Source organism: Nocardia sp. NPDC023733, from assembly GCF_040639775.1.
Taxonomy (GTDB): Bacteria; Actinomycetota; Actinomycetes; order Mycobacteriales; family Mycobacteriaceae; genus Nocardia; species Nocardia rosealba.
Genome location: NZ_JBFAAN010000001.1, coordinates 1363277 through 1375274, shown reverse-complemented (window position 1 = coordinate 1375274; position 11998 = coordinate 1363277). Strand labels below are relative to the sequence as shown.

At 64.8% G+C, this 11998-nt stretch carries 13 protein-coding genes; 10 read left to right on the top strand and 3 right to left on the bottom strand.

The window, feature by feature from the left end; translation table 11 throughout:
• Positions 1-312: 312 nt before the first annotated feature.
• Positions 313-1452 carry a pyridoxal-phosphate dependent enzyme gene (locus AB0F86_RS06340; protein WP_356982432.1) on the top strand — a complete coding sequence of 380 codons (1140 nt, stop codon included), beginning with the start codon at positions 313-315 and terminating at the stop codon, positions 1450-1452.
• A 317-nt stretch (positions 1453-1769) separates the two neighbouring features.
• Here the strand turns inward: AB0F86_RS06340 and AB0F86_RS06335 are convergent, their stop codons facing one another.
• Positions 1770-1985: a hypothetical protein gene (locus AB0F86_RS06335; RefSeq protein ID WP_225280115.1), complete on the bottom strand. Its 216-nt coding sequence runs from the start codon at positions 1983-1985 to the stop codon at positions 1770-1772.
• 307 nt (positions 1986-2292) lie between these two features.
• Between AB0F86_RS06335 and AB0F86_RS06330 the strand changes: the two genes are divergently transcribed.
• From AB0F86_RS06330 to AB0F86_RS06315, 4 genes are all read left to right on the top strand, one after another.
• Positions 2293-3006 carry a helix-turn-helix domain-containing protein gene (locus AB0F86_RS06330; RefSeq protein WP_356982430.1) on the top strand — a complete coding sequence of 238 codons (714 nt, stop codon included), beginning with the start codon at positions 2293-2295 and terminating at the stop codon, positions 3004-3006.
• Positions 3003-3884, top strand: coding sequence for an alpha/beta hydrolase (locus AB0F86_RS06325; RefSeq protein ID WP_356982429.1), 882 nt, complete (start codon positions 3003-3005; stop codon positions 3882-3884). The genes AB0F86_RS06330 and AB0F86_RS06325 overlap by 4 nt, the downstream gene beginning before the upstream one ends.
• A gap of 160 nt (positions 3885-4044) precedes the next feature.
• Positions 4045-4599, top strand: a complete 555-nt coding sequence (locus tag AB0F86_RS06320; RefSeq protein WP_356982427.1) for a hypothetical protein — start codon at positions 4045-4047, stop codon at positions 4597-4599.
• A gap of 314 nt (positions 4600-4913) precedes the next feature.
• Positions 4914-5645 (top strand): hypothetical protein, encoded by a 732-nt coding sequence (locus tag AB0F86_RS06315; RefSeq protein ID WP_356982426.1) that lies wholly within the window; start codon positions 4914-4916, stop codon positions 5643-5645.
• A 320-nt stretch (positions 5646-5965) separates the two neighbouring features.
• On the opposite strand, the gene AB0F86_RS06310 is transcribed toward AB0F86_RS06315, so the two are convergent.
• Positions 5966-6781: a class I SAM-dependent methyltransferase gene (locus AB0F86_RS06310; protein ID WP_356982424.1), complete on the bottom strand. Its 816-nt coding sequence runs from the start codon at positions 6779-6781 to the stop codon at positions 5966-5968.
• A 70-nt stretch (positions 6782-6851) separates the two neighbouring features.
• Between AB0F86_RS06310 and AB0F86_RS06305 the strand changes: the two genes are divergently transcribed.
• The 5 genes from AB0F86_RS06305 (at position 6852) to AB0F86_RS06285 (ending at position 10761) form a co-directional block, all read left to right on the top strand.
• Entirely contained in the window at positions 6852-7454 is a 603-nt protein-coding gene (locus AB0F86_RS06305; protein ID WP_356982422.1) for a TetR/AcrR family transcriptional regulator, read from the top strand.
• Between the two features lie 704 nt (positions 7455-8158).
• On the top strand, positions 8159-8788 hold the full coding sequence (locus AB0F86_RS06300; protein WP_356982420.1) for a TetR/AcrR family transcriptional regulator: 630 nt from the start codon (positions 8159-8161) through the stop codon (positions 8786-8788).
• The gene (locus AB0F86_RS06295) at positions 8785-9366 is read left to right on the top strand and encodes a dihydrofolate reductase family protein (protein WP_356982418.1); all 582 of its coding nucleotides are present in this window, start codon (positions 8785-8787) and stop codon (positions 9364-9366) included. Before AB0F86_RS06300 ends, AB0F86_RS06295 begins: the two co-directional genes overlap by 4 nt.
• Before the next feature lie 82 nt (positions 9367-9448).
• Complete coding sequence (locus tag AB0F86_RS06290) at positions 9449-10018, top strand: dihydrofolate reductase family protein (RefSeq protein ID WP_356982417.1); 570 nt, start codon at positions 9449-9451, stop codon at positions 10016-10018.
• A gap of 230 nt (positions 10019-10248) precedes the next feature.
• A complete protein-coding gene (locus AB0F86_RS06285; protein ID WP_356982415.1) occupies positions 10249-10761 on the top strand; it encodes a hypothetical protein in 513 nt (170 codons plus the stop codon).
• Between the two features lie 182 nt (positions 10762-10943).
• Here AB0F86_RS06285 and AB0F86_RS06280 read toward each other — a convergent pair whose 3' ends face one another.
• A complete protein-coding gene (locus AB0F86_RS06280) occupies positions 10944-11948 on the bottom strand; it encodes a transcriptional regulator (RefSeq protein WP_356982413.1) in 1005 nt (334 codons plus the stop codon).
• Positions 11949-11998: the final 50 nt, after the last annotated feature.

The following is an 11998-nucleotide window of genomic DNA, read 5'->3' as shown; positions in this document are numbered from 1 at the left end:
TTCCGCCGGTGTGGGCGGTCCTTCGTGAGCACCGTCGATTGCGTGGGGACGACGCAGCGTCGTACGGAGGCTGCGCGGATCAGCCTCGTGCACTGCGTAATCGACTCTCCCGATCGCAGGCGAACGCCACCACTAGTCGTCTGGCGATTCCGTAGAGCACGTGCGGCCGTTACCACGAAGCTCGCCGAGATCGGTGAGCGTGGCCGTGGTGCGTTCGATGTGTAATCCGTTGCGCCTGAGCTCAACTGAAGCAGCCGTCGATCTCGTGTGGACTGGTTGTCCGCTCGAAGATGAAGCGTCTAGCGTGTTGGCGTGAGCGTGTATCGGGATCCCGTGGACGGCAGCGAGTACCGCTTGGATGAGCCCCGGTGGCGGTCTGCGGCAGGACGCCCACTGTGGATCGACCCGGGAGCCGGACTCGACCGTTCCGATATCGATGTCTCCGCACGGTCGCTGTGGCGGTACCGCGCGGCGCTGCCGGTGGAGTTCTCGGAGCCGATCTCGCTCGGTGAGGGCTCGACGCCGCTGCTGGAACGGGAATGGGAGCGTGGCGGGCGACCGCTGTTCAAACTGGACTTCCTGAATCCGACCGGCAGCTTCAAAGACCGCGGCACGAGCGTGATGCTGTCCTATCTGCGCGATCGCGGAATCCGGTCGATACTCGAAGACAGCTCCGGCAATGGCGGCTCCTCGATCGCGGGGTACGGGGCCGCGGGCGGTCTACGGGTGAAGATCCTCGCGCCCGCGTCGACCTCGTCGGCCAAGATCGCGCAGGTTCGAGCCTTCGGCGCGGAGTTGCAGCTGGTGGAGGGCCTGCGCGAGGAGTCGCAGAACGAGGCGATCCGTCAAGCCGAGGGCGACGCCTTCTACGCCAGCCACAACTGGCAGGCGTTCTTCCTGCAAGGCACCAAGACCCTCGCCTACGAGCTGTGGGAAGACCTCGGGTTTCGCGCGCCCGACAATGTCGTCGTCCCGGTCGGCGCGGGCAGCAGTCTGCTGGGATGCTGGCTCGGGTTCCGTGAACTGTTGCGCACGGGACAGGTCGAGCGGATGCCGCGCCTGTTCGCCGCGCAGCCGCTGAACTGCTCACCGGTCGATGCGAGCTTCAGCGCCGACACCGACCAGCCGGTCGAGCGCGCGGTGGCGCCGACGATCGCGCAAGGCACGTCGATCGCCCGCCCGCTACGGCTGACACAGATGATCGCGGCGCTGCGCGACAGCGGCGGCGCCACAGTCACGATCCCCGAGAACGACATCGTGCACGCGCTGGAGAAACTGTGCTCGAGCGGCCTGTTCATCGAGCCGACCAGCGCATGCGCGGCCGCGGCGTACTCTGCCCTGTTGACGTCGGGACACATCACGCCGGCGGAGGAAACCGTGGTCCTCCTCACCGGCTCAGGGTTGAAGGCCGCGCCCACAGTGGCCGAACTGCTGGATACAGCGCACGAATGAGCGGCATCGCACACAACCCCGCATTTCGCTCGGGACCGCGATTTGTCGAGGGTCTGGACCCCGATCCGGTCGGAAACGGCATCGGGACGACCAAAGCGGCGAGGTTGGGTTCAAGGTTGACCAGCAACCGATCTCTGCAGTCACCCTCAGCGGGGTGGACGGCCTGATCCAGGTCATCTGGAACCGTTAGTGCCGCCGTGGAACTGATTCCGGGTACGAACCGGGTCGCCGCCAGCAGATAGGTGGGTACGGCCCACCTATTTGCATACTCGCGCCTATTTGCATACTCGCGATGACGGTCTACTACAGAAGCCGGTTCAGGACGGAAGCCCGTCGGGGAAGCACACGGGACGCCAGATCGTGCCGCAGAAGAAGTTGTTCAGGTCAGCGGAACCGCTGGCGATAGCGCCGGTACCGATCGGGTGGAGTTCATGACTCTGCGGTACGGCGACGGCATGCGCCGGGGCAACAGACATCAGAACCGCACCGCCCAGCAATGCGCTGGCGATGAGGACGCGATCGACGCGAATCATATGAAACCGATCTGCTCGAGTTGGATCCGGTCACGAATATGACCTCGCTCAGCACATCGATCACCGAACACCGACCGTTACGAGCCCAATGCCGTTGTGGCGTAGCCGAACCGAGGACGGGTTCGGCCAGCCGCCTTCGCGCGCAGGTCGTCACCACCCGACGGTCTCAGCCGAACGCGAACACCGTGGCTTAACGCGGTCATCTCTTCTCCGGGTCTTGCTCGGCAGGTAGAAGCTGGCGCGGGCCCATCCCGGGCGCCCGCGAGAACATGCAACCGCCCGAGGTCTTGCCTCGCGTAGTGACCACATGACAGCATTGGGTCACTACAAAGGAGCGCACATGCCCCGACCTCTACTTCCCGAACGCCGGGGGCGCATCCTTGCCGCAGCACAGCAACTGCTGCTGGACAAGGGGTGGCCCGCAACGACGGTGTCGGCGATCGCCGCTCGTGCGGGTATCGGCAAAGGTGCCATATACCTGGAGTTTCCGGACAAGCCCGCGATCCTCGCCGCTGTCCTGCAAGACCGGATGCGGCAGTTGAGCGTTCAGGTGCATACCCGGGTGGTCGAGGCCCCGGACCTCGTCGATCTGCCGGCGGTCTACCGCTTCGGGGTCGAGGCTCTCCTCGCGGATCCGTTGATGTGCGCGCTGTACACCGGTGATCAGAACGTGCTCGGCGACTACGTTCAGGCCGTCACCGACGACCGCTATCTCCAGCGCCAGGACTGGCTCGGCGACTACATCGCTCGCCTTCAAGACATCGGTGTCATCGACCAGACCATCCCCGCCGACACCATCACCCAGGTACTCAGCGTGTTCACCGTCGGTCTGATCCATGCGCCGGGAACGCTCGGCGCGACCAACGCGGAAATACTCTCGGCCACTGTGGGTTTGTTCGCTGATCTCGTCGGGCGCGGGCTCGCGACCGGCCTTGCCACCGACCCCGAAGCGGCGCGCGCGGCACAGCTCGAATTGCTCGAACGGCTGGAAACCCAACTCGATCCGCAGGAGCCGCCATGACCGACATTTTCGACACCTACACCGACGTGACCGTCGCCGGAGGCCCGGTACGGCTGTATCGCGCAGGCGATGTCGGGCCGCCGTTGCTCCTATTGCACGGCGGCATGCTTGACACCGCACAAGGTGTGTGGCGGCGGATCGTGCCCGACCTCTCCGCCGACCATCGCGTCTACGCCATAGACCTCCCCCGCCACGGCAACAGCCGCCCCTGGCAAGGAGTCCTCGACGACGCCTTCTACCGGCGGTTCCTCCACGAGCTGCTCGACACTCTCGACCTGCCCCGAGTCGCGATCATCGGAATCTCACTCGGCGCAGGCGTCGCGACCGGATACGCCTTGGACCACCCTGAACGAGTCACCGCGCTGATCGCCATCGGCCCCGGCGGAATCGGCGCAAAACGCCCAGCACAATTCCTCACCTGGTTACTCATCCGAACTCCCGGCGTCCTGCGGCTCACCAGCCGATACCTCGCTCGGCATCCCCGATCGATCTGCAAGTCGATGGCCAGCACCCTCACCGCAGGCGCGAACACCCCCGATTTCGACACCATCGTCGAGCTGGCCACCGCCGAAGCCGTAGCGAAAGCCGAACACGGCGAACCAGTTCTCGACGACTGGATGACCCGCGCATACGGCCCATTCGCCATGCGCCTCAACCATTTACCATCCCTCCAGAACCTCACCACACCCACGCTGTGGATCCGCGGTGGCAACGACTCACTGGTCGGTGCGACCGAGATCTCGGCTGCGGCTGCCGCAGCACCGAACAGTCACCTGGTCACCATCCCGGACGCCGGACACATCGTCACCTACGACCAGCCCGGGGAATTCAATCGTCTTGCTCGCGAATTCTTGGAGGCGACACTCGATCGCTGTTGACCGAGCCGCTTCGCGAAAGCGCTCTTCCGAGAACCACCCATTTGATCGGTCGGCTGAATCATCTGACGGTATCAGTGATTCCAGCACAGACGCTGCCACCCGCCACGATGTTCGCGTGGCCCCCGCCTGGCCTCAACGACATCCATTACAGTCGATGATCGTGGATCAGCTTCAGGAAGTACCAACACCGCCAACGATCTTTCGATCTTCGTGGGTCCGTTGGCTGGAGCTGATTCTGTTGGGGCTGATCGGGATCGCGGGCGGCTGGTTGCTCCTCGTATTCACCACCACCACCCAATCCGCGCTGACGTTCCCTGTCCTCGGTGCGATCATCTCGGGAACCCTTTCTCTGCTGCTCGGACTGCATCACCTCGTCCGTCGTTCACCCGATGTAGCAGTCGACGATCACGGGGTGACGTTCGGCCCGTTCGGCCGAATTCCGTGGGCCGGGATATCGCGTATCCATCTGCGCGCATCCCAGACCATGAGGTACCTGGCCATCGAACTGGTCGAGCCTGGGCCGAAGCCCACTGAAAGGCGTTGGCCCAGATGGGTGTACGGCCCGATCGGCAAGATCTATGCCGGATACCCGCTCACCGTCTCGGAGCGCTGGCTACGCCCGATATCGCTGGACGACATCGCTGATGAACTCCTCAGACGAAACCCTGACCTGGTCATCACAAGATCAGAACAGTCAGGACTCCGCTGGTGGTGAGGTCTGTCCCGAGCCGTTTCGACCCTGTGGAAAGACCCCGGCTAGCCTGGCTCCCGGATGGGCGCCAGCGGACAAAGGCGACGATCGCCAACAGCGCCAGCGCGGTCGTCTGCGAAATCAACAACACCGAACCATCGGCACAGCACGGCTTTGACCCCCTAGAAAGTCGGCGGCACCCAGCCCGTAGCCGCGCCGAGTACGAGTGCGGGGCCACGCCTTAGATCATGTCACCCAATCGAATTCGCTCGAGCGGCCACGGATCTCAGCCTGTACTAGTGTGCTCGACGAACACGAAGGCACTGTTAGGGGTACGGATGGAGTCAAAGCGTGTCGGCCGCAAGGTCGTCGACCCCGGTCGCCTCGATCCGGACACACCGCAGCGGTGTTCCTTCCAGCAGTTCCAACAGTGGCTGTCGGCACGTATCCAGACTCCGGTCGGCCATGAACGCGTACTGACGCTGCCCAAAGCGGCAGCGACAGTGACGCTCGCGCTAGCGGCGGCGGTCGCGTCAGCGGGCTGGAGCTACCTCCCTCTGATCTCCGAATTCAGGGATGGGTGTAAAAAGCTGTCGAATAGCGACGTCATCGGTGTGTTAGGTGCAGGAGCGGAAGTCGACGGATTCAATTACAGGCCTCAGCCTTCCGTGGCTCCGGACCCGGGTGCGGACAGAAACGTGCTGGCGGGAGGGGACATCTGCGCTCGGTATGTCAGCGGGTGGAAGGACGGCGACCGCCGGGGCAACAGTATGGTGTACGCGAGGACTCAGACCGGAAGCGATGCGACAGCTGTATTCCGACGTGAGCGGGAAAATGCTCTGAACCGCGACCCCCAGGACACGCAAACGCTGAGAACCTTCTTCTCGAGCGACACCCGGCTCGGCGACGAAGCGTTCTGCACGGTCACCAAGGACGCCGACGACCCCGCCCACGGCGTGCTGGTACGTTTCGGCGACAAGGTGGCATACGCCGATGTTCCGACGCTCGGCAACCTGACAGATGCGGAAAACTGCGATCGGGCCCGACGGCTCGCCAACGAACTCGGCTAGGTATTGTCGGCCACTGTTTCGAGCCATTCCAGCCGAGTGCACCAATGCGCGACGTCGACTTTCACCGACAGCGCCTGCTCACCGAAATCGAAGATGTGTCGTCGGGTATCCAACCATTGGCGAAGATATCGCGTGCTTGCAACTCTACAATCAGGGTGCAGTCGATTCGTATTGGCCTTCAGGGGTTCCCAAGACGAAGCGATCCCACCGTGATCTGGTGCATGGATTACCTGTTCCGACGGCGCACCGGTGAGGGGCTCATCATCTGAACCTCACAGTGCGACATGCCGGCGCGGCCAACCGTCGTCATCGAGTCGTTGTCAGTGGTTGGCTGTGCGTACGGCGGTTGCGGCCAGGGTGGTGTAGTTCATCGTGAAGGATCCGCCCAAGGAGTCGATGGCGTTTCCAACCGCGTCCAGTATCTCCGCCTGCTGATCGGGACGGAGCTGGGTGAGACCGCCTGTGGTGGGAAGCAATTCCAGCCATTGCTCGCGTGTATAGGACCGCTGCCAGTCGAATAACCACTGTTCGGGATCGTCGAACTGTTCGTTCTCACGGATCTGGGCGGCGAATCTCGCGTATCCCTCCTGGTAGAGCGCAAGGGGGCGTCGAGCGGGCTGGCCGCTGAGCGGGGAGTCCGGCGCGATCCGCCGGTAGGCCGCGGCGAACGGTTCCGCCACCTCGGCGGGTGGCTCGTACACGTGACCGAAGATCGCCAGTCGTCCCCCGGGACGCAGCACGTCGGCCGCCTTGGCGGTACCGGTGACGGGGTCCACCCAATGCCACGACTGAGCGGCGACGACCGCATCGAAGGTGCGGCCACGTGGTTGCCACCTCTCGAAGGTCGCCACCTCGACCTGCACGCCGTGGGCTCGCGCGAAGTCGGCCATCCGGGCATCGGGTTCGACGCCGAGCACGTCGCAGCCCGCGGCTTGGAACTGCCGGGCCGCGATGCCGGTACCACAGCCGACGTCGAGCACGTCCGCCTTGGAGTTCCCGGCGAGAATCCGCTCCACCAGTCCTGCGGGGTAGCGGGGGCGCGCGCGGTCGTAGCGCTGCGCGTCGATGCCGAACGACTCGGCCATGCGCCGATCCTCGCGCGGCAGGGGTGGTTCTTCTCGCGATAGAGTGGGCATGCGCCCACTTTAGTGGGCACATGCCCACTAGGCAATAATACCGGTGAATCGACGCACGAGAGGACAGCCAGTGCCGACTGGGATGCATCTTCGCGATGCGCGGCAGCAACTGTTCGATGCTGCCGAACGCGTACTGCTACGTGACGGTCCGAACGGGTTGACCAGCCGGGCAGTCACCGAGGAGGCGCGCTGCGCCAAAGGTGTTCTGCACCGGCACTTCACCGACTTCGACGCTTTTCTCGCCGACCTTGTGATCGATCGGGCCGCGCTGCTCGAGGCCCAGGGGAACGCGCTGCGTGCGTCCGCCGGCACCGGCACGGTGGCCGCCAATCTGACCAGCGCACTGCCCCTTCTTTTCGGGCCGGTTCCGGTGGCGATCATCCCGCTCATCACCTTTCGTGACGAGCTGCGCGCGCGACTGCGGCAAGCCAGGCCCGGCGGCGGTATGGCGATCCTCGCCGAGGCGACAACCGCGATCTCCACCTACCTGACCGAAGAACGTGAACTGGGCCGCATCGCCGCCGACGCAGACATCGACGCAATCACCCTCTCCCTGGTCGGCGGCGGGCACCTGTTGTTCACAGACCGCGACCCCAGCCCACCGACCACAGCAACGATCGAAAAATTCGTGACAGCGGTCATCTCCACCGCCCTGCAGCGACGACCCGACTGAGCATCCACCGGCGCACCGATCCAGACTGGGCCCAGAACGGAAATTCATTAGCTGACAGCAAGAGCCCTATTGCCACTCATCGAACGAACCGCGCCGGATGAGCTCTCAGTCGGCGCGGGCAGTGGCTGCCAGCGCAGCATATTGTTCTTCGAACCTCTGATTGCCACTGCCGCGGAGTCGATCTCCCGGACCGAGTTCGCCGGACACGAGCATTTGGGGCACCGCCGGACTCGTCACCACACTGACCGGAAACTCCGTGGTAGAGCGGTGGCGCGAGCAGTTTCGAAGTACCGAAAAGCTAGATTCCGGCCGCCGGTGCGCAGGCGCCGAACCTCGTATGGGTCGCCGATTCACCTACAGCTCGACCTGAACGGGATGGGCGTATGTGGCGTTCGTCTTCGACGTGTTCTCGAGGCCGAAGTCGTCCGTCGGCACGGGGCGTTAGGACCGTTACTGATGTCGAATTCGCGTTGCACAGGAGAACCCACACCGTCAACGATGCCTCCACGATGTTCTGTACCGACACAGGCACTCTCGCACACCTCACGCGCCTTCCTCGAGTTTGATCGAGCACAGACAGGTGCTGACCGGCTTCCTGCCGACCTTCGAGGACGCCGCCCGCTCCATAAGTCGATCAGCGGTGTACGAGTAATTGGGTTAAACTAACTCGTACTCCACTGTTTGACATACAGGGACGGACCAACATGAGCGCTACCGACCGAGCAGGTGCCGCGACAACTGCAGGTGGCCGAGCCGGGAACCGGCGCGCTGACGCCCAGCGCAACCGGATCTCGATCCTCGCAGCGACGCCCGTCGCCCTGCGTAAGAACCCTGACGCCTCCGTCGCGGACATCGCCGCCGAGGCCGGTGTCGGGCGGATGACGCTCTACGGGCACTTCGCCACCCGTGCCGAGCTGATCGAGGCAGCCTTGGTCGAGAGCTTGGAACGCGGTGACGCCGTCCTGTCCGAAGTCCCGCTCGACGGTCGACCCGCCCAAGCGCTGGCGCGCCTGGTCGAGGCGAGCTGGAACCTCGTCGACCAGTCGCGTGCGCTGCTCGCCGCCGCACAGAAGGAACTCTCGGCGACCCGCATTCGCGAGTTGCACGAGAAGGCCGAAGCACGGATGCGCGATTTGCTCGAACGGGGGCAGCGGGAAGGGGCATTTCGCGGCGACCTGCCGGTGAGTTGGTTGCTGGCCACGGCTCACGTCGTCATGAACGCCGCCGCCGAGGAGATCGCCGCAGCGCGCCTCGACCCCGGGGATGCCGCCCGTTTCATCGACGCCGTACTTCAACCCGCGTTCGCCCCCGCCGCCACGAAGGAACGATCGTGACTCGGCTCATCGCCAGCATGTGGACCACTGTCGACGGCTTTGTCGCCGGGCTCGACGACTCGATGGACTGGTTGCGTGCCGACGCCGATCTCATGGAGTACGAGACCAACCTGGTCGAGAACGCCGGCGGCCTTCTGCTCGGCAGGATCACCCACAGCGATTTCGCCGCGTACTGGCCCGCGGTCGCCGCCGGTGAGATCGACGCCGACGAAGGCACCAGACGCTACGCGCGTCGCCTCGATCAGCTCGACAAGTTCACCGCCTCACGCTCCGGCGAAATCGCCGACTGGCCGGGAACGCAACAGGTCGAGCACGTCACCGCCGCCCGAATCCAGCACATCAAAGACCATGCAGACGGTGACGTGATCACCTACGGCAGTCTCAGCCTGATCGCCGCACTCAATGAGCTGAGCCTGATCGACGAGTTCCATCTGATTGTCAATCCGACCCTGCTCTGCCGCGGCAAGCCCCTCTTCGACGAAGACCAGCGCCGGACCGAGATGGGCCTGCTGGAATGTCGGCCGTTCTCCGCCGGTGCCGTCCTCCTCCGGTATGCAGCGACTTCGACGACGAACTGACCGATCCCCCGAGCGAGAAACAACATGTCCAGACCATGTCCGGTGAGTACAAACCGGGCGCAATTCAAGGGAGAGCAACGATATGAGGCCACTCCGATACTCGATCAACGTCACGCTCGACGGCTGTTGCCATCACGAGGCGGGGCTCCCGCCGGACGAGGAGTCGATGCGCTACTGGACCTCTGAGATGCAGCGGGCCGATGCCCTGCTGTTCGGTCGAGTGACCTACCAGATGATGGAGTCGGCGTGGCGGCGCCCGGCCACGGGCGTGTGGCCTGACTGGATGGATGAGTGGGAGATCCCCTTCGCCGAGGCCATCGACCAGGTTCGAAAGTACGTCGTGTCGAGCACGCTCAGCGCGGTCGACTGGAACGCTGAGCTCATACAGGGCGACCTGGGGCAAGCAGTCCAGCAGCTCAAGCAGGAACCGGGCGAAGGCCTATGGGTGGGCGGAGTGACACTCCCCCTGGCGCTGGCGGATCTGGGACTCATCGACGAGTACGAATTCCTTGTGCACCCGGTCCTCGCCGGGCGCGGACCGACGTTGCTCGCCGGCCTGCGCGAACGCATCGAACTCGAGCTCGTGGATCGGCAGGACTTCCAATCGGGCGCGGTCGCCGTGCGATACCGGCCCACCCATGTAACCGCTTGACGCGATCGTCGTGGAACATCGGCCGCTGTCCTGCGATGAACGACGTTTCCCGCGACGGACACGACGAGTCGTCCTTCCCCCAACTCGAGCGCCGGACACCCACCGAGCGCGAGCCGAACAGAGACTGCCGAATGCACAACAGAACGACGAACCTCGACACCCACGCCCACCCCCACCCGTCCGGCCGCGCTGCGGCTATCGGAGGCCACCTACTCGCACGCTGGCCGTCGGTGCTCGGCCTGCTCGCACTGCTTGCCAACAACACAGACGGAGCCGATCCCCACGTCACGGCGATGATCATCATCATCGCAGCGACGTGCTACCTCGCGGCCGCCGCCGTCGGTTCTCGACGAAGCGGCTGGCTGATGGTGGCACTCGTCAGCATGGCCGTCGTCCTCGCCGAGCTCACGGGACTCGACCCGACCGCCACGGTTCTTGTCCTGGGAGCGGGGTTCGCGATCTTCGGGCTTCTCCGCAGAACCGGGGCAGATCGACGAGAGGTCGGCCGGCAGGCTCTTGCGTTCATCGGCTTCAGCGCCATCGCCCTGACCGCCATGATGTCAAGCCCGACCCTGGCCCTCTACCTGGCAGCCACCGCCTCGCTGGGACACACCGTATGGGACGTAGTCCATTTCATCCGCGACAAGGTCGTCAGCCGCTCACTGACCGAGGCCTGCTTCGTCCTCGACCTCGGCCTCGGGATTGCGCTGCTGCTCACAGCATGGTCCACGCACCCCCTATAACCTCGAGGGGCATCCGGTACCGATTATGGCGGGTATGAGCCCGATGGGCTCGAAGTGCATGCGGTGCGAGGCAAGCCGACGGTGATCCGGCGGTTGCGACTGACCCGCCAGGGCTGGGAAGCGCGCCGGAGTGCGCCGGTGGAAGTGACCGGACTGGCGGGGTGTCTGCCGCTGCCGGCGAATCAGACCGTGCCCCTGACCTTCTCGCTGGAAGTTCCTGGTGCGGAGTTGTTTTCCGTGGCAGCCAGAAGCCGGGACCCCCAGCCGGCGATGAGCTCGATCGCTTCGGGCGGTCCGTGCACGACGAACGGTGCTCCGATGGAGGCGAGGCAGAAGGCCGCCCAGTCCAGTGACTCCGCAGCGATGTGGACATCACAGATTCGGGCATCGAGGGCCTCGACGGTTCCGTAGTGCGCGATTTCAGCTCTGATCTGTTCGGCCGGAGCCTCGACCGTGGCGTACACACGGTATCTGGCGGGCATCGAGCCGAGCTGGTTGCGGACGTATTCCACCGGGTCGTCGCCGGGTAGGCCGCGAGGAGCGAACCGCGCTCCGGTGCGGTCGGTTCGCGCGATGCGATCGACGCGGAACGTGCGCCAGTCGGTACGGTCCAGATCCCACGCCACCAGGTAGAGGCGGTTCTCGACATTGACGATCCGATGCGGCTGAACTGTTCGGTCCGAGACCACGCGTTCGCCGTCGTGGTAGGTGAACGAGACGGTGTCGGCGTCGCGGCAGGCCAGCGCGAGGGTCGTCAGCGCGGTGACATCGTCGATGGCGGCCCGTTGGTATCCCTCGCCCGCCGGGGTGACCACCGTTCGCAGGCTGTCGATTCGGCGGCGAATCCGGGCGGGTAGAACCTGGACGATTTTGGCCATCGCGCTGATGGCGGCTTCCGCGGAGGCGGGGTGGATACCGGTCGCGATCTCCTTGAGACCGAGGACTGTCGCCGCGGCCTCCTCCTCGCTCAACACCAGTGGCGGCAGGGCAGCACCGGAGCTGAGTTGATAGCCGCCGCCGGTTCCGCGGGTCGTGAGGATCGGATAGCCCAGCTCTTGGAGACCGAGCACGTCACGCCGGATAGTCCGCTCGCCGACGCCGAGGCGGCGCGCCAGCTCGGCTCCCGACCAATGACGACGGCTCTGCAGCAGACCGAGCAGGGCAAGGGCGCGAGTACTGGTGGACACACCTCGAGATTAGGGCACTTGTGGACACATACTGTCCGGAACTGGGGCAA

Excerpts from the sequence above, each read along its gene's own strand:
- AB0F86_RS06335 (WP_225280115.1), bottom strand. The coding sequence starts at position 1,985 with ATGATTCGCGTCGATCGCGTCCTCATCGCCAGCGCATTGCTGGGCGGT.
- AB0F86_RS06330 (WP_356982430.1), top strand. The coding sequence starts at position 2,293 with ATGACAGCATTGGGTCACTACAAAGGAGCGCACATGCCCCGACCTCTA.
- AB0F86_RS06325 (WP_356982429.1), top strand. The coding sequence starts at position 3,003 with ATGACCGACATTTTCGACACCTACACCGACGTGACCGTCGCCGGAGGC.
- AB0F86_RS06300 (WP_356982420.1), top strand. The coding sequence starts at position 8,159 with ATGAGCGCTACCGACCGAGCAGGTGCCGCGACAACTGCAGGTGGCCGA.
- AB0F86_RS06290 (WP_356982417.1), top strand. The coding sequence starts at position 9,449 with ATGAGGCCACTCCGATACTCGATCAACGTCACGCTCGACGGCTGTTGC.
- AB0F86_RS06310 (WP_356982424.1), bottom strand. The coding sequence starts at position 6,781 with ATGCCCACTCTATCGCGAGAAGAACCACCCCTGCCGCGCGAGGATCGG.
- AB0F86_RS06315 (WP_356982426.1), top strand. The coding sequence starts at position 4,914 with ATGGAGTCAAAGCGTGTCGGCCGCAAGGTCGTCGACCCCGGTCGCCTC.